Raw genomic sequence first — 16,495 nt, 5'->3', positions numbered from 1 at the left:
TAATAAAACGAACGGTTACTTTATGGATTTTTTGTGCCGAATGCCCGTTAACTCTCCGCGACAATTTATAGAGAAAATCCTAGCGCTAAATTTTCCTATACGCGATGGTTTTTTTCCCCTACGATAAAATTGCAAACATATTGTAAATTAGTAACGGCTTGACATTAGCGCTTTCTTTTTGTAACTGATTCTCTGGATTCGGTCATAACATAGAAGCGTTGACTAAACATCAAGTCTCATGGAAACCAACGGAACGCTCGGTATGACGGAAACATTAAAAGCCAGTCAAAACAAAACTGAAAAGGTAACTGTTTTATTTATAGAAAACGGGATGAGCTTTGGCGGCGCGATGGTTAGTCTGTCTGAATTACTCAAGGGTAGTAACGTTCCGATTACTCCTGTGGTCGTATCTTTCGCGAAACGCTCTATAACTAAGCCGTTGTTTGAAAATAATCATTTCAGTTTACTCTCTCTCTTTAACTATAAAACGAAAGCAGTTTTCAATGAATGGGCTGAGAATCGCTTTAGGCTTTCGAAGATTCCGGGAATAAAAATAATCTCATTACTGGAAGTAGTAAACGACCTTATAAACATCAGCCTAGTTTACGCAATCGGAAAATGGAAAGGGGCCCAAATCGTTCATTGCAACAATAATATCAGCTCTTTCTGTTACAAAGTGTCTCGTTTACTAAAAGTCCCGCTAGTTTATCATTTTAGGGGACCTGATGACTTCTCTAATCTCCCCAGATCAGTAAAGCAGAATGCTGAATGTTATCTATCGGTATCCAAACATCTCGCCGATAAATTTTCAGAAAACATTGGTGTGCCGCGTGACCAATTTAAAGTACTACCCGATCCAGTTATAAGAGTCGGAAACACAAGGCATGAAAAGAAAGAAAGCAATTACCCTATTTTGATTCCAGCACGAATCGTCCCCTTTAAAGGACAGCTCGAGTTTATAGAATCGATTGCATCATTACTGAAAGAAGATAAGAGAATTAAAGTATGGCTAGTAGGTGACAGCGCTGACGGAGGTAATTACTATTTGTTTAAACTCCAGCAATTAGTTCAAAAGCTAAACCTTAAGGATCAAGTTGTTTTTTTTGGCTATCAACAAAATGTAAGCTCTTTTTATACCAAGGCGTTCCTCGTAGCGAACTGTAGTCTTGGGCCTGAGGGTTTTGGACGAACAATTATCGAAGGATTTGCTCATGGAATTCCAGCCATTTCTACGAACATAGGAGGCCCAAAAGAAATAATAATGCATGGGCGAAACGGATTCTTATACGAGGCCAACGATAAAAAAGGACTATGCTCAATAATCAGGGAACTGATAGATAACAAGTCATTACATTCCAGGCTATCGCAAAATGCCATAGCAGACAGTAAATTATACTCTGCGGAATCTCTCGGAGAAGAGATGTATAATATCTATATATCCCTATTGAAAAAAAATGCAAACTAAAATATCCATTCGTGAAAACTACCCTATGGCTAATTTGAACACCTTGCTCTTTTTGCTTTTTCAAATTTGAACCTTATCAAGCGCAGCGTTGCCTTTTCAATTTCCTTCATACATCGGTCGAAAAAAACCACATTAGTGTTGAATGGATCATGAATATAAACATTCTCCCAATCGGTCAAAAACCCCAACAACAGCTTGGGTGTTTCGGGAAATTGCGTTTCCAAATCTTCTAAATGGTTTGGCTCCATCACAATCAATAAATCCCCCTTTCGAGGCTCATAATGACTGATATTTTGCGACCGATGCTCTTCTATGGGTAAGCTCTGCTGCAACCCATATTGAAGTGTTTTTTCGAAAGCCTCATCCCCACCACGACAATGCAAACCAAAAGAAACGCTCTCAAAGCCTAATGAGCGCGCATAAACATCTCCAAGCGGGCTGCGGCAAATATTTCCGCTGCATATGTAAACCAGTCGATTTATCTCATTGTGGGTATTGAGGCGGTATTTAGAGTAAATTCCCAAACGCTGCAGTAATCCGTACCAATAGTAGCGCAGCAATCCCTTTTTTGATCCGTACCTATTGGCTATAAATAGAGAGGCTTTCTCCATCATAGAGTAGACTCCGTTTTATTTTCTGGAAATCGTTCACTTAACTTTTTGTAAATCATCAGATATTTATTCAACATTACCTCAATTGAAAAGGAATCATTTACACGTCTCTGAGCTTCTTGATTAACCAAATCACTTGATAGCGAGAAGGAGTTAACAAAAGATGCAACCGCGCCTGCAATTCCCTCTGCCGAGATATCAACAAGTAGGCCTTGCGACTGATTTTCAATTATCTCTTCGGGACCACCGCATTTAGTGGCAATCACCGGTAATCCAGACGCCATTGCTTCTATTGTACTGATTGAAAACCCCTCAGCATCTGACGTAAGAATAAAAGCATCGATATTGTGTAAGTATTCCGGCGTGTTTTTTACAAACCCCACAAAGTGTATATTGTGTAACCCTTTTTCATCAATCATTTGATCTAGCTTAGCTCTCAAACTGGCTTTTGGGTCACCTGCAATACAAAAAGCAACATCAATACCCCGATCTTGCAACAAAGCAGCAGCTTCAACCAAGAGATCGTAACGCTTAGCAGACCGAATATTACCAAGTGCCCCTATCAACGGAACTGAATTTTCTACACCTAACTGCGCTTTTAATTTAGAACTTTTAGGAAGGTCATATAGCGTTGTGTCAATTCCGTTGTAAACAATACTGGTTCTATCGGAAACAAGTAGCTGGTTTTTATCGATTGCTTTTTTTAACGCATTACTGACCGACACAAAATGAGAAATGCCTTTACGCATAAACCATAGCTTGGCAGTTCTAAAGCGTTCATTGGGTGAAATGTCGACCATACCATGATAGGTTGCTACAACAGGCGTTCCAGTTAACCACCCTACAATAGCGGCGTACACATTAGAACCTAATAAATGGCTTTGGAGCAAATCTACTTTTTCACCTCTAACGAGCTTAATGAGCCCCTTCAGTAGCCCAACATTGAAGCTTCCTTTGGCATCAATAATAATAGGCTCTACCCCTTTATCACGCAGCGTATTGGCAACATATCCCTCCCCTCTTATAACAGCAATGCTCCTAAAGCTTTCGTTGTTCAAGCGAGTAGCAAGCGAGATGAATACGTCTTCTGCGCCACCAGGCCCTGTGGTATCGATTAAATGGAGGATTGTAAACTTAGACAATTGAACACCATTCCATGAGTTTTTAAAAAATTTGCTAAATTCAGCTTGTAGTCAAGCATAACAAGCAATAACCTTGCTGCATACTAAGAACTTTAGATTTAAAAATGGACAGTATTGTTGTTCTTGTATTTGATGCCTCACAAAGGAGTGCATTGGCTTCGACAAGATCGTTAGGAAAAAAAGAAAACGTTAAGGTCATAACATGTGATAGCGAACCCGCGGCTCTCGCAGGGGAATCCAAATACAGCTCTCATTATATCCAATGCCCTAGCCCCAAAAGCGCCCCTGAAGCATTTGTTGAATGGGTCAAGAATGCGATAGCGCAATACAAGATCACCTGTTTATTCCCTGTTACTGAAATCAGTAGCCGTACCCTACTTGCGCACCGAGCAGAGTTTCATTGTTTGTTGCCGTTTGCATCTCTCGAAACGGTTTTACAGTTGAGCGACAAAATCAGCTTGATGAAATTGGCTGATTCTATTGGCGTTCCAATCCCGCAGACTCAATACTACAACAACAGTAGTGAACTAAATTTTGATGACATTACGTACCCTTGTGTCATAAAGCCAAGCTTATCAAGAGTGTTAAAAGATAAACAATGGGTTGAAACTCAGGTAAGCGTTGCCAAAAACAAAGAGGCATTAGCCAAGATCTTGGCTAAGCATAAATACATAGAACATTCTCCCTTTATGCTTCAAGACTTTATTGAGGGTCATGGAGCAGGAATCTTCACGTATTACCAAAAGGGCAAAAGCAAGGCGTTTTTTGCTCACAAAAGGCTCCGCGAGAAACCGCCACAAGGCGGAGTAAGCGTACTCAGTGAAAGTGTGAGCGTGGATCCTCAGATGAAACAGTATGCAGAAAAATTGTTAAATCATGTATCATGGCATGGTGCAGCAATGATCGAGTACCGAGTCAGCGCAAATGGAACGCCATTTTTAATGGAAATTAATACCCGATTATGGGGCTCTTTGCAGTTAGCAATTGACTCTGGCGTTGATTTCCCCAGCCTTTTGCTAGATGGAGAACTGGGAGTAGAGGTTCATGATATTGAGCATTTTAAGCAAGGACAGCAACTTAGGTGGTTATTAGGTGATTTGGATAACTTATATTTAACATGGAAGAGTAAAGACTATTCCTTTGTTAAAAAGCTTATCCATACACTAAAATTTATGCTTCCCAAGTTCATACACAGAAAGCACGAAGTCAATCGCTTTGATGATATGAAGCCATTTTGGTTTGAACTTAAACATTACTTCCATTAATTAAGAGTTATCATGCGCCTGCTTAAAGACCTTTTAAAAATAATCCCCACGTGGCTCGCGGCTACCGTTGGGTGGCGTACTCTATTAGCGGGAGATAAAACGCTTGTTATCTTAATGTACCATCGCGTGCTACCCAAAGATGACCAACGTTATCAATTTGAAGAGCCGGGTATGGTTGTCACACCAAAGACATTCAGAATGCACGTTGAGACGCTAGTCGATTCTAAGGTTCCTGTAGTCAGTCTTAGAAGTTGGCTTGAGAAAGATGCATCAAAAAGGCCTCAATTTGCTGTAGCGATTACATTTGATGATGGGTGGCTGGACAATTACGAGTTTGCATTCCCAATACTCAGAGAATACGATTTGCCGTCAACCCTATTTGCAGTAAGCCGGTTCTTGGGCCAACCCGCCCCATTCTGGCCCAATAAACTTCTTAGAATTCTTCTATCTAATTCCAAATGGACGTCAGAACAAATAGCCTCTATGCAAAAATTAATGCCTAACTTTAGCGGAGGCTCAATGAATAGAGAGAGTGCAGCGTCAATTATTCAATATCTCAAGCAATACCCAGACACTCAAATCCATGATGTATTAAGCGTGTTCTCAGATGAAGAATTGGCGATTGAAATGATGGATCTTAAGCAACTTACTGATGCTAAACAAAACCTTAATGTCGATATCGGAAGCCATACTTGCAATCATTTGAGATTAAAAGACTATTTACCAACCGCCACCCTAAAAGAAGAAATCTCTGAATCTAAAAAAGAATTAGAAGCCTGTATTCAAGACAATATTAATGGCTTCTGTTTTCCTAATGGCGATTATTCAGAAGAGGCACTTGCTCTCGTTAAGACAACGTATTCTTATGCAGTAACAACAAACCGGGGGCATAACAATAACGCAGAAATGTCGCCCTACGAACTTGTAAGAATTGGATTGCATGAAGATGTCAGTAATACGCCGACAAAGTTCAAAGCTCGACTTGCAAATTGGTTTTAATACCCACTTTAACTGTTCAAAAAGTAAGCAAATATTAAAATGCTAAACAAGCTTAATCAGAAACCTGTTTTCTGGTACACATCAGGCACAATATTACGACAAATATCGGCATTCATTATGTTGCCGGTTTATACCAATTACCTTACGCCGGCCGAGTATGGGATCGTCGGACTCCTAGCATTATTCCTGAGTATTTATGAACTATTTCTTGGCGCTAGGTTTGGCGTAGCCATCCCTAAGTTTTTTTATGATCAGAACGACACCTGCTATAGAAGAACATTAATTTCAACGGCGTTAACATTTACTATTTCGGCCAGTTGTCTTGGTGCGTTGATATTTGCATTAACTGCTGAGCACTTGGCCATTTCATTTTTTGAGCGTTCTGATTTATCCAATGTTTTCGCTGTTTACGGTGTAATGCTAATTACCAGTTCGATTGAATCGTACGGCCTGATATACTTGCGACTTAGAAAAAAGCCGTTTTATTTCTTTATTCTGTCCGTACTGAAACTAGCCTTGCAGCTTTCCCTAAACATATACTTCTTAATTGAACTTGAAATGGGCGTAGTCGGTGTGATTTACAGCGGCTTGATAGCCTCTCTGATTTTGGCTGGCATACTGGGCTTTCACACCTTTTCTTATGCAGGAATTTCCTTTAATCAGCAAATAGCCAAACGTCTTTGGGAGTTTTCATGGCCACTGTGGCTAAGTGGATTCGCTACTCTCTACATTACGTTTATCACCAACTTTGTCCTGAAATATTTCACGTCTTTAACAGAAGTAGGCTTGTATCATTTTGCGATGAAATTTGCCATGTTGATTAGTCTATTGTTTTGGGAACCTTTTAACCAATGGTGGCAGGTTCAGAGATTTGAAGTAGCCAGCCAAAAAGAAAACCCACAAAAAATATTCTCTGCTGCATTTATAGTTATTTTATCAGTTCTTTGCTGTGCTTTAATGGGTGTTAGTCTATTTTCTGGTACGGTGATAGATATTATGGCGAGTGAGAGCTTTGCACAATCAAAACAGCTTATTCCGCTTCTATGCCTGTCTGCTGTATTTAACAGCCTAAAAATATTTGTTCGGTTTTCATTGCTTAAATCTGGGTTGACGAAACTAATACCCAAAATAACATTTATGACCGCAATCAATATAACTATTTCATGTTCATTGGGAACATTATATTTTGGTCTTATTGGTGCTATATGTGCCCTTGTTATGGCACAAATATTAGAGTTTTTCGTTACATACGCGGTGGGTCGTAAGGCCTACGACATGGGGCTACCAATCGTGCTTTCAATCTCAACCCCAACAATTACCGTTGGTTTTGTAATGGCTACTCTTTATTCAGTCGAGTTGGCGGGAAGCAACATACTGATGCAAATAGCTTATCTCACTCTTGCTTCAGCTCTGTTTTGTAGTGCCCTTTTAGGTTACTTTTGGTTATTTAGCCCTCACCGGAAGGATCTCACGCAATTTGTTAAATTAGGGGGAAATTAGTTATTTATACCAAATTTGGAGTACAGCAATGGGGGCATTAGCATACAAATGGAAATGTTCGCTGTTAAGTGCTGAAAGACTAAAACATCTTATGATGAGTCCAAATATTTAAAGACGCTTACCCTCTGAATGTAATGTTTACCTGACTATTACGCACAACTGCTTAGACGCAAATTCATCTATTGTTACTCCAAATAATCCGAACTATTTCACAGCGCGGTTAGGTTACGATTATTGCATAGAGCAACATGCTGTATTACTCTCTTAGACTCTGGTGTAGAGTTCTACGGCTGTATCAGTTAAATGTATACTAACAATAGAACGTACGAAATTTGGTAAAAAATATTAAGCCTAGCCATTAGCTGGCTGTAATATCCTATCGGTATTAACAAACTCATCTATGAAAATTTTATGGTTGTCTCATTTAGTTCCGTACCCCCCTAAAGGTGGGGTTCTTCAAAGAAGTTATAATTTATTGAAAGAAGCATCAAAGTATCACGAAGTACATTTGTTCGCCTTCATTCAGAGGGATCTAATCAACACACATTTCGATAACTATGATTCCGGTTTAGAAACAGCGAAAAATGAGCTGCTAAAATTTTGTGAAACTGTATCCTTTTTCGATATACCGTGTGAACGCTACAAGTACGGAAAACAATTACTTGCTATTAAAAGCATTTTCAGCTCGAACCCATATACAATAAATTGGCTTAATAGCGACACCTTCAGACTTGAGCTAACAGCATTCAAAGGTGCTCACAATATCGAATTGGTCCACTACGACACGATCAGCCTCGCCCCTTACCTTCGTCTATTTAAAGATACACTGGCCGTTTTGGACCACCATAACATCGAATCTCATATGCTGTTAAGACGAGCAGAAAAAAGCTCAAATATTTTTGTTAAATTTTATATGTGGCAAGAGGGAAAGAGACTCGGTAAGTTTGAATCAACTTGGTGTCCTGAGTTTTCGCTAAATATTACTTGTTCAAGACTGGACAGCGATAGGCTTCGAACATTTATTCCATCTGCGGAAGTTACAGAGGTTGAGAATGGGGTCGATATTTCGTACTTTAAGCCTGAATGTGAATCAAATGGTTTTTCAAACTTAGATTCACCTCGGTTCATCTTTGTAGGCCGTCTGAACGCTTATACAAACAGAGCGGCGGTTAGATGCCTAGTTCATGAGATCTGGCCACTAATTCATACAAAATATCCTAATGCTGAATTGGATATCGTTGGTGCACACCCCCCGGAAGACATAGTTCGGAAATCAATGGAAAAAGATAGTGGAATCGTTGTTCATGGTTTTGTCGATGACGTTCGACATTACATTGAAAAAGCAGATATTTATCTCTGTCCAATCAGTGATGGTGGTGGAACTAAATTAAAAATTTTGGATGCGTTGGCGATGGGAAAACCAATCATATCAAATCCAATAGCCTGTGAAGGAATCAATGTTAGCAATGGTAAAAACGTGCTGTTTGCTGATAAGCCCAAAGATTACGTTGAATGTGTTCAACATTTGATTGAAACCCCCGATAAGTTCAAGGAGATGAGTAATAACGCGATAAGTCTCGTTAAAGAACAGTACTCTTATCTATCTATAGGAAAAAGACTTTCGCAACTTTATGAAAAGCTATCTTTTAAAGAAAGATAAACGTAGATTTAAATGGCTTTCATACTTTTTTAGGCACTTTTAACTCCTTCCATGAGTCGTAGAGGAAACTGCCATGACAATGGTGTTGCTGAGAGATTTTTCGCTACGTTTAAAAAACGGGTGTTCAGAAAGAAGATATATTCGACAAGAGACGAAGCGAAGACAGAGATATTTAACTTTATAGAAATGTTTTACGACCCCCAAAAACGCCATTCGCATACAGGCGGTGAATCACCTGCTAAATTCGAAGAAACGTATTTTTTAGAACAACAAACTGTCTAGTGAAAGCTGGGAAGTCCAGAGGTTTACAATTGGGGGATATATTCATAGCAATCGACGTTATTCACTGTTCGGAATTTTGTAAATATAGAGTAGATTAGAGCCCAAAACATAGCTTTAAAAGTCTACATAATTAAGAAGCGTTCATCTTTTAGTTAGTAACACAAAACAGTTAACCAAACTTAAAAAACGTACGCGACAATTAACTCTTGAACTTGATAAAATGCTATATATATCTTAAGACCGCATATGATTTTTAATCTCTCATTCTTATTTCTTGATAATGTTCGTTGAATTTCTTTCCAATGATATTTATGTCGTAATTTTGTTCAACATGCAGCCTTGCTCGCTCAACCATTTTTGTAAATAAATCGTAATTCTCTGCCACTTCAGTAACCGCAAGAGCGAGCGAGCTTGCATCCCTATCAGGAACAAGGATTCCTGTTTGACGATCAATAATACATTCTGGAATCCCACCGGTATTAGTTGCTATCACGAGTAGCCCTGAAGCCTGTGCTTCTTGAATTACAACTCCTTGAGTTTCTTCCCAACCACCCTCTGTTGAACTCAAACTTGGTAATATAAAAACGTCAGATTCGGCATAAATTTTTTTTATATCCTGATTAACTAAAATCCCATGAAAAGTCACCTGTTTTTCTATCCCGATTTCCTTAGCATAGTCTTTTAACTTCATCTCGTAACTGCCAGCCCCCACCAAGTGATACTGTACTTGAACACCTTTTCTCAAAAGTTGGCGAACAGCATCAAAAGCAAATTTGTGTCCTTTTTCTTTATCTAGTCTTGCTACCGTTAATAATTTTAGAGACCTACCTTCAAGCTGGCTTCTTTTGGAGAAGTGCCAAAGGGACAAATCTGTGCCTTGCGGAATAATTATAAAGTTACTACATTGAGCTCCGATATCTTCATATTGCTTACGAGCGAACTCGGTATTCACGAAAATGGCTCTCGCTGCGGAAGTATACTTTGCTCTTTCTTCTGAAGTTATAGTAGGAACTCCAGAAGGAGTAAGGCCATGAAATGTATGAACGAAGGGCTTACCCGTGGCTTTTATTAGCCTAACAAATTTTGAGCCTACAGGTTCACTGTGTGAATGGATAACATCAACATTTACATTGAACGAGGGAGATGCCAAGAAATCGAAAATCAACTGCTTAGTAGTAGCCTCTTCTCTCTTATAATGCTTCCAAACATCATTTCGCCTAATGCTCTTAAAAGCAGAAAAGTAAGTATTCAGTAAGGCCCATTTGTCGTTAGGTACAATTTGAGTAATCTCTAACAAGCCTTGGCTAATAATCTCAGAAGGAATTAAGCGACCTTCTGCTTGAGTAGCGATGATTCTATTCTCCCCTCCGAACTTTGCAATTTGTCTTAAATGATTTATTAACCAAGGCTGTGTAGCGATGGGAAAAGCTCTAGTAACAGTAAGAATATTTACTGCGTCAGCTTTTGTACTTTTCTGCAATGGATTGTAGAACGCACTAATTGTCATTATTTTTAATCACCTTCATGAACCCATTAATCAAAGAGCTGTGAGAATTCGTTAATGTGAATTTATCCGCTACAACTTCCCTTGCACTCTCGGCATTAGATGCAAGCTCGCTATTACTCTGAATATAAAAGGATATCTGTTGAACTGCGTCTTGAATATCCAAATCTTTATATATACGTCCTGTTTTACTGTGCTCTGTGGCATCACATACAGAAGGGTTATCAGGAACAATTACGGGCAATCCTGCGGCCATATATTCGATAACAGACAAAGAATATCCCACCTCCCCTTGGCTTGGTTGAAACCCAATGCTGCAATAAGGAAACAAATTCCAAACCTCGTTTACTCTGCCAGGAAATAAGCAATTATCATCTATATCAAGTTCTTTCGCACGCGCTATAAACTCTTCCAAATGAGGCCCGTCGCCACAAAAAATATATCTAATATTTTGGTGACCATTCTGTATTAGCTCCGAAACAACATCGAGAGCAAACAATATCCCTTTGTATTTATTCGCTCTTGCTGCCGTAATGATGGTAAATTTACCATCTTGCGGAAACCAATCGGGTAGTTGCCAATCCTCAGGTTTTTCATGCATTTGGATCCCATTTTGCACCGTAAAACACTTATTGGCATTTAAGCAGTTGGTTTTTTGTAATCGCCGCGTGACAAAAGATGTCGCCCCAAATGCTGCGTCGACCGATATACCGGGAAAGTTCGCACGAATATATTTAAGCAGCTTACGTATACCTTTGGCTTCGGTCCTTAATCCAGGCGTATGATCATGCGTAATAATATACTTCACCCCCGCGATTCGGTAACAGAGGTAGGCAAAGCTACTTACGCCATAATCAGAAAGGTAAATAACACGAATATTGTGTTGTTTAATAAAGTCACAATTGCGCTTAATGTCAGACCAACTTGATACTTCAAACTTATATTCAATTGGTGTGATGGGACTTTGTTCGATAACCCTAGGAAGCTTATTAAGTTCAGGGAATACTAAGTAGCTATCATGAGTGGATTCAAAACTCGAAGCAATGGCAGCCCAATAGCTTTCCATCAACCACCAAGCATACCCTACATCAGAGGGCCAATTGGCGACTAATAGAATACCGTCTTTTTTACTTTTCCTAGTCACTGACAAATTGTCCATTTAACACTTGCTTGCGGTCGTAGGTATCAAATTGATATCCGAAGTTACTAATATCAGTTGCATACAGTTTCGAAACTTTATCTATCGCAGCTTGATTATACACATCTTTATAACCTGCTCTCTTTGATGCGTTCTTATGCACTAGTTTCCTATCGCAGCCAATACGCTTTGCAATTACGTCAAAATCATCTGCAATGGTTTCAAAGTACGCCATATAGTCTATGATAGGTTTGCCTTTGGCATCACAGATAAAGTCGCTCTGAGGCCAAAAATGAATATGCGATTGCAACCTGTCTGTATTTAACCACTCTAGGACAAATACGTTAAAATCATCAATTCCATTTAAGTTCTCTTCTGCCCAACCTTTGTCATCCTCATTCCAGCCTCCTCCCTTTAAATAAGAAAAAGCCGAATACAATCTATCCCACGGGTTTCTGACAAACGCGAATTTAAAAAAATCATTGTATGTCTTCCGACCATAAAAAACGCGATACTGCCAGGCCTGGTAGTGGTATGGCAACGCATCAAATAACGTTAATGCGACCGAAGTACCAGCCGTTTTAGTAATGTGAACAAACACACATTGATTCTGGTCAAAAGGGGCAAGCGAAAAATCACCTTTAGGAGAGGGAGTTACTTTTGTGCGCAATTCTGCAATTTCGGCTTGATGACGTAATTTATAAAACCACAGACGCCACTCTTTGGGAAAACACTTCTGGTATAACTTTGCTATCACAAACTTACTTCAAAAAAATTCCATTATCGAGTATGTTACCTCAGCGATTTTGGTTATGCTATGGAAAACAAAAGGAATTCATTATGCCATCATGTTAGTGCCTCAACATCTCTTATCCATAGCTAAATATAGTAGCGGTGCGCGGTAGTATTTATTAGATAAACAATCCTCCCGACACTAGTATGCCCTGAAGGGGACAAGGTATTCAAAGGCTGGGTTATTTGTATATGCAAACCATACAGAGAAGCTCAATTGGGTCTGACTCTATGTACTTTTAAAAAATAAGCCAACCACACTTCGAGTATAATTCCTTAAATCCTTTTAAATCATGGTAACATCGCACATCAAACCTATTCATAAATGGCAATCTGTGTGCTCCAATGCGGGGTATGTGAAAAATGCTATAAGCTAGATCACAATGATGTTCGGGCAAAAAAGGGAAATGGGCATTAGCGAGGACTGTGGCTTTTCGCCAGTAAGTCAGCAACTTGGTTTGTCGTGTTTTTTCTTTTTTACGCTATTGAGTGAGTTGGACCATCGACTTAATGATCAATCTCTCGACAAAGCGGGAAGAGAATATGGTTTTATCGACCAATTTATTTACCCAGAAGACTTCTTGAACGCCATCAACATCGCAGGTATTGTGCTTAATGATTAAGAAGCGGCAAATATTATCGCACGTGGCGAGCAATTTATAATTGATAAATTTAATTATTCTGTAGATAGAGTTTTAGGATAAACATGGCAGGCACACGATTCAGAGCAGTTACAAGAGAGGCATTAGGGAACATTTTTAGAGAAGTAAAAATTGCCCTTAAGCCAATGCCTAAACCTGAAAAATGGGTATTTATTGTCGGTTGTTACAATTCTGGTACAACTTTACTCTCTGAATTAATGGGAAGGCACCCTAAAATATCAGCACTGCCCACAGAAGGTCACTTTATAACTGACCAATTTCAAAAAGACTATGATCTGGGCATTCCACGAATGTGGGTTGACCGCGAAGATATTTTTAGATTGGATGAGAGTGACGAAGGTCCGGATGTCGCGAGAATAAAGAAAGAATGGGGGATGCGGCTTGATCTCTCAAAACCTGTATTGGTTGAAAAGTCGCCTCCCAATGCAGCGAGAACACGTTGGTTTCAAAAGTATTTCGAGAACGCTCACTTTATTGGCATTGTCAGAAATGGATATGCGGTAGCTGAAGGAATATCAAGAAAGGGAGATCCCACATCCATTAAAGAGGGATGGCCGATTGAGAAGTCAGCATGGCAATGGGCTAGAAGTAACCAGATCATGCTGGATGATGCAGAGCATCTAAAGCACTTCCATTTATTAAAGTATGAAGATCTTGCCACGGCACCGCAAGAATCGCTCGACAAAATTGCTGCATTTCTTGGATTAGAGCCCTTTCCTGACCTATCTCAGCAGACGTTTTCCATTCACGAGAGGAAGGAAGGCGTTAAAGATATGAACGCAAGCAGCATTGCCAAACTGTCTAAGGAAGAGATAAGAAAAATAAACGACAAAGCGGCCAATATTCTATCTCGCCTGAATTATGACGTTATTCAGCCAGATTAGTTACGAGAGATTCATACACTTCACATACACTTCTAGCGTTTTGATGAGCCGTGAATTCTTGCGGTAATTCAGGTGGTTTTGTATCTCTGATACTGCGAATAGTTGACAACACAGCCTCTGTATAACCTCTTGTGGTGTGCTCAGATACCAGCCCCTCAGGCCATGCCTTTTGTAGCAGGGGTATTAAACCCCCAACCGCATGAGCAACTAACGGTTTATTTAGTGCCAGAGCCTCAAGCGCAGTCATCGGTAAGCCCTCATGGTCAGATGTCATTACAACCACATCCATTTGACTCAGCCGAGCGCGAATATCATCACAGTGCCCATGAAATGTTACGCTTTCAAGTATACCTAACGACTTTGCAAGACGCTTATGCTGTTCAAGTAATGGCCCATCACCAAATACATGAAAAGCAAACGCTGGTTCAACAGATCCTAATTCAAGAAGACATTTCGCCATTTCAAGAAATAAATCAACGCGTTTTACCGAGACCATTCGTCCTGCAAGACATACGTGAATTTTACCTGATGCAATGGGTGTTACAGTTAGCTGACTATCCTTAATAACGCTAGCTACATCAATGCCATTCATTAAGGTGTGGATTTTGCCTTTTGAAAACGAATGGCAGAGCTCTTCAGTAAGTGTATCTGATACAGAAATGATGCCTTGCTGAAGAAATCGTCCAACAAAATGATCGATTCCACGCTGTATCTTCTGCTTCCAATTTAATGAAAATTCAGAGCTACCATGTACGGTACGAACACAAGCCGCCTTAGCACTAAGCGCATTTGCAATACCGCCTAAAATGTTTTCCTTTTGCCTGTGGGTATGCACAACGTCTGGTTTAATACGGGTAATTAACCCCCTTACGCCATTCAATATTGTGAAAAAGCTTAAGGTTGACTCGTCTAATACTGCCACCTCTACACCGGCAGATTTCAGATCCGATTCTAGTCGACCGTGGTTGAGCAAAATGGCATACACTTGATGCTCTTTTACTAATTCCTTTAGCAGAGTGGACATCTGTACTTCGGCTCCTGCCCACAAATCTCCCGACGCAATGTGCAGTATTTTCATGGCTCAAAGGTAATCGATGTAAGCTGTTGAATTACAGGGCTTTTAGTCCAATCATCTACAGTGTCGCACTCTTTTCCACACTCCACTATTAGTACGACTGCATGGGCGGGTTTTGGTGTTAATGCCTGCTTTAGCTGCAAAACTTTAGTTGCAACGCCAGTGTTAGCAGTTTCCCCACCGACACTATAAAACCAAAACACTCTACCTCGCCCTTCAAGAATCTCAGCGGTATTTACAGCGCCATTTACAGTTTCTATCACACGCTCGTTAAATATTCCGATTGCTGGCCTGTTGGCGTAATAAATCAATTCTTTTCCTTGGGCCTGGCTCAAATAAGACGCGACTATAAGGTATTCATTTTTATCTGTGGACTGATTTTCAAACCCACGCAGAAGATCATGACCAAGGAATTGTCCGCCCCAACGTTCAAAACTTACATTCGATGCTTCGAAGCGCTCATATGCAGGCGGCAAATAAACCTCAGCATCTGTAGTGTTGGGCGAGTTATTTAATTTGAGTTGCATCATTGTAGGAAATACGATCAATGCTATGCTGCTCGCCATGAGAATAGCGGCGGCCTTTCTAAATTGCTGTGGCGCTACAGCCTTTTTTACTTCAACATGATCAGAAGAGCCATTAATACGCTTTGTATACCATTCCATAAATATGAAATAGCCAATCATGAGGACTGCGAAAATAACCCAGCCGAAAAATCCGTGCTCATTGACTAAGCTACTCTGCATCTTTGAGTGATACCCAATCATGACCAAGGCGAAGACGCGGATCCAGTTGCCCACCAATGACAACAAGATAATTAGGCTGACGGCTAAGATTTTATCTCGCGCACGCGTTAAATTCAGATACGAGTAAAATAACCCAATACTTAGTCCTGCGAGCATGTAATTGAGGCCTGCGCAACCATCGGCAATTCGCAAAATCCCATACGGTATTTGAATATCATAATCTTGTATGAAGGCTGTTATCCCTGCCGTGCGCACACCCAATGTCACGGCCCATGTTGTCATATCTTGCAGAGGGCTCAAGAACACATCCATGATAGGAATTGCAAGATAAAGCCCCAATAACGGCACCCAAATCTTGATAATATTCTTAACCCCAACACACGCTAATAAGAGGGTTAGTACGATAACGGGGATTACCATTTGTTGGAGCAGTAACACCTGTACTGCACTCGCTGCGATCCAAACTGCTCCTACCAATAAACCCAGAGGAATTGCTAAATAGGACGGTGCTATTCTCGCCCAGCCCCGTTCAGTGTAGAGCGCGTAAATCACGAACAGTACTAGGACGTATCCGTGCGAATAAGCTTGATTATTCTTAACCCAAATACTGTGTAACGACAGCAGCGTAGATTGAAAAGCCCACCCAACAAGCAACAACGACAAAACGATCGCTGCCAATAAGACTGGGGAAAAAGGCTGCTTATTTTTATTAAGATCCGACATTCCTTTTCCATTACTCCCTTTGCAAAAGGTAAAAGACATGCACTAAG

The 16,495-nt window shown here is 40.1% G+C and carries 14 protein-coding genes and 1 pseudogene; 8 read left to right on the top strand and 7 right to left on the bottom strand.

The window, feature by feature from the left end; genetic code table 11:
* The first annotated feature begins 262 nt into the window (after positions 1 to 262).
* The gene (locus CSH93_RS10630) at positions 263 to 1,465 is read left to right on the top strand and encodes a glycosyltransferase family 4 protein (RefSeq protein ID WP_164078350.1); all 1,203 of its coding nucleotides are present in this window, start codon (positions 263 to 265) and stop codon (positions 1,463 to 1,465) included.
* 29 nt (positions 1,466 to 1,494) lie between these two features.
* On the opposite strand, the gene CSH93_RS10625 is transcribed toward CSH93_RS10630, so the two are convergent.
* Both CSH93_RS10625 and CSH93_RS10620 read right to left on the bottom strand, forming a co-directional pair.
* Positions 1,495 to 2,079: an arsenate-mycothiol transferase ArsC gene (locus tag CSH93_RS10625; RefSeq protein WP_100643213.1), complete on the bottom strand. Its 585-nt coding sequence runs from the start codon at positions 2,077 to 2,079 to the stop codon at positions 1,495 to 1,497.
* Positions 2,076 to 3,218, bottom strand: a complete 1,143-nt coding sequence (locus tag CSH93_RS10620; protein WP_100643212.1) for a glycosyltransferase — start codon at positions 3,216 to 3,218, stop codon at positions 2,076 to 2,078. Before CSH93_RS10620 ends, CSH93_RS10625 begins: the two co-directional genes overlap by 4 nt.
* Positions 3,219 to 3,370: 152 nt before the next feature.
* Here CSH93_RS10620 and CSH93_RS10615 point away from each other — a divergent pair, with 152 nt between their 5' ends.
* The 5 genes and pseudogenes from CSH93_RS10615 to CSH93_RS10595 all read left to right on the top strand — a co-directional run.
* Positions 3,371 to 4,483 carry a carboxylate--amine ligase gene (locus tag CSH93_RS10615; protein WP_164078349.1) on the top strand — a complete coding sequence of 371 codons (1,113 nt, stop codon included), beginning with the start codon at positions 3,371 to 3,373 and terminating at the stop codon, positions 4,481 to 4,483.
* Positions 4,484 to 4,495: 12 nt separating this feature from the next.
* Complete coding sequence (locus CSH93_RS10610) at positions 4,496 to 5,482, top strand: polysaccharide deacetylase family protein (RefSeq protein WP_100643210.1); 987 nt, start codon at positions 4,496 to 4,498, stop codon at positions 5,480 to 5,482.
* 39 nt (positions 5,483 to 5,521) lie between these two features.
* Positions 5,522 to 6,982, top strand: coding sequence for a lipopolysaccharide biosynthesis protein (locus CSH93_RS10605; protein ID WP_100643209.1), 1,461 nt, complete (start codon positions 5,522 to 5,524; stop codon positions 6,980 to 6,982).
* 400 nt (positions 6,983 to 7,382) lie between these two features.
* A complete protein-coding gene (locus CSH93_RS10600; protein WP_100643208.1) occupies positions 7,383 to 8,642 on the top strand; it encodes a glycosyltransferase family 4 protein in 1,260 nt (419 codons plus the stop codon).
* A gap of 39 nt (positions 8,643 to 8,681) precedes the next feature.
* Positions 8,682 to 8,924, top strand: a pseudogene (locus CSH93_RS10595) (integrase core domain-containing protein); the annotation flags it as partial.
* Positions 8,925 to 9,177: 253 nt separating this feature from the next.
* Here the strand turns inward: CSH93_RS10595 and CSH93_RS10590 are convergent.
* Genes CSH93_RS10590 through CSH93_RS10580 form a run of 3 tightly spaced genes read right to left on the bottom strand, consistent with a single transcriptional unit; the run spans position 9,178 to position 12,323 of the window.
* Entirely contained in the window at positions 9,178 to 10,431 is a 1,254-nt protein-coding gene (locus CSH93_RS10590) for a glycosyltransferase family 4 protein (RefSeq protein WP_100643206.1), read from the bottom strand.
* The gene (locus tag CSH93_RS10585) at positions 10,421 to 11,587 is read right to left on the bottom strand and encodes a glycosyltransferase family 4 protein (protein WP_100643205.1); all 1,167 of its coding nucleotides are present in this window, start codon (positions 11,585 to 11,587) and stop codon (positions 10,421 to 10,423) included. The genes CSH93_RS10590 and CSH93_RS10585 overlap by 11 nt, the downstream gene beginning before the upstream one ends.
* On the bottom strand, positions 11,565 to 12,323 hold the full coding sequence (locus tag CSH93_RS10580) for a sulfotransferase family 2 domain-containing protein (RefSeq protein WP_100643204.1): 759 nt from the start codon (positions 12,321 to 12,323) through the stop codon (positions 11,565 to 11,567). Before CSH93_RS10580 ends, CSH93_RS10585 begins: the two co-directional genes overlap by 23 nt.
* Before the next feature lie 418 nt (positions 12,324 to 12,741).
* On the opposite strand from CSH93_RS10580, the gene CSH93_RS10575 reads away from it, so the two are divergent.
* A complete protein-coding gene (locus tag CSH93_RS10575) occupies positions 12,742 to 12,981 on the top strand; it encodes a hypothetical protein (RefSeq protein ID WP_100643203.1) in 240 nt (79 codons plus the stop codon).
* Between the two features lie 83 nt (positions 12,982 to 13,064).
* Positions 13,065 to 13,904: a sulfotransferase family protein gene (locus CSH93_RS10570; RefSeq protein ID WP_100643202.1), complete on the top strand. Its 840-nt coding sequence runs from the start codon at positions 13,065 to 13,067 to the stop codon at positions 13,902 to 13,904.
* Here the strand turns inward: CSH93_RS10570 and CSH93_RS10565 are convergent.
* Both CSH93_RS10565 and xrt read right to left on the bottom strand, forming a co-directional pair.
* A complete protein-coding gene (locus CSH93_RS10565; RefSeq protein WP_100643201.1) occupies positions 13,888 to 14,982 on the bottom strand; it encodes a glycosyltransferase in 1,095 nt (364 codons plus the stop codon). The genes CSH93_RS10570 and CSH93_RS10565 overlap by 17 nt on opposite strands.
* Positions 14,979 to 16,448: an exosortase gene (gene xrt, locus CSH93_RS10560; protein ID WP_164078347.1), complete on the bottom strand. Its 1,470-nt coding sequence runs from the start codon at positions 16,446 to 16,448 to the stop codon at positions 14,979 to 14,981. The genes CSH93_RS10565 and xrt overlap by 4 nt, the downstream gene beginning before the upstream one ends.
* Between the last annotated feature and the right edge of the window lie 47 nt (positions 16,449 to 16,495).

Origin of the sequence: Neoalteromonas facilis, from assembly GCF_002807665.1 — a bacterium.
Taxonomy (GTDB): domain Bacteria; phylum Pseudomonadota; class Gammaproteobacteria; order Enterobacterales; family Alteromonadaceae; genus Alteromonas_E; species Alteromonas_E facilis.
Note: the sequence above shows the minus strand (reverse complement) of the source record. Positions and strands in the feature narration are given on the sequence as shown.

Bases quoted from the DNA above. Each gene is read 5' to 3' on its own strand.
- CSH93_RS10630 (WP_164078350.1), top strand. From the start codon at position 263: ATGACGGAAACATTAAAAGCCAGTCAAAACAAAACTGAAAAGGTAACT.
- CSH93_RS10590 (WP_100643206.1), bottom strand. From the start codon at position 10,431: ATGACAATTAGTGCGTTCTACAATCCATTGCAGAAAAGTACAAAAGCT.
- CSH93_RS10605 (WP_100643209.1), top strand. From the start codon at position 5,522: ATGCTAAACAAGCTTAATCAGAAACCTGTTTTCTGGTACACATCAGGC.
- CSH93_RS10625 (WP_100643213.1), bottom strand. From the start codon at position 2,079: ATGATGGAGAAAGCCTCTCTATTTATAGCCAATAGGTACGGATCAAAA.
- CSH93_RS10610 (WP_100643210.1), top strand. From the start codon at position 4,496: ATGCGCCTGCTTAAAGACCTTTTAAAAATAATCCCCACGTGGCTCGCG.
- CSH93_RS10570 (WP_100643202.1), top strand. From the start codon at position 13,065: ATGGCAGGCACACGATTCAGAGCAGTTACAAGAGAGGCATTAGGGAAC.
- CSH93_RS10575 (WP_100643203.1), top strand. From the start codon at position 12,742: ATGATGTTCGGGCAAAAAAGGGAAATGGGCATTAGCGAGGACTGTGGC.
- xrt (WP_164078347.1), bottom strand. From the start codon at position 16,448: ATGTCGGATCTTAATAAAAATAAGCAGCCTTTTTCCCCAGTCTTATTG.
- CSH93_RS10600 (WP_100643208.1), top strand. From the start codon at position 7,383: ATGAAAATTTTATGGTTGTCTCATTTAGTTCCGTACCCCCCTAAAGGT.
- CSH93_RS10585 (WP_100643205.1), bottom strand. From the start codon at position 11,587: ATGGACAATTTGTCAGTGACTAGGAAAAGTAAAAAAGACGGTATTCTA.
- CSH93_RS10565 (WP_100643201.1), bottom strand. From the start codon at position 14,982: ATGAAAATACTGCACATTGCGTCGGGAGATTTGTGGGCAGGAGCCGAA.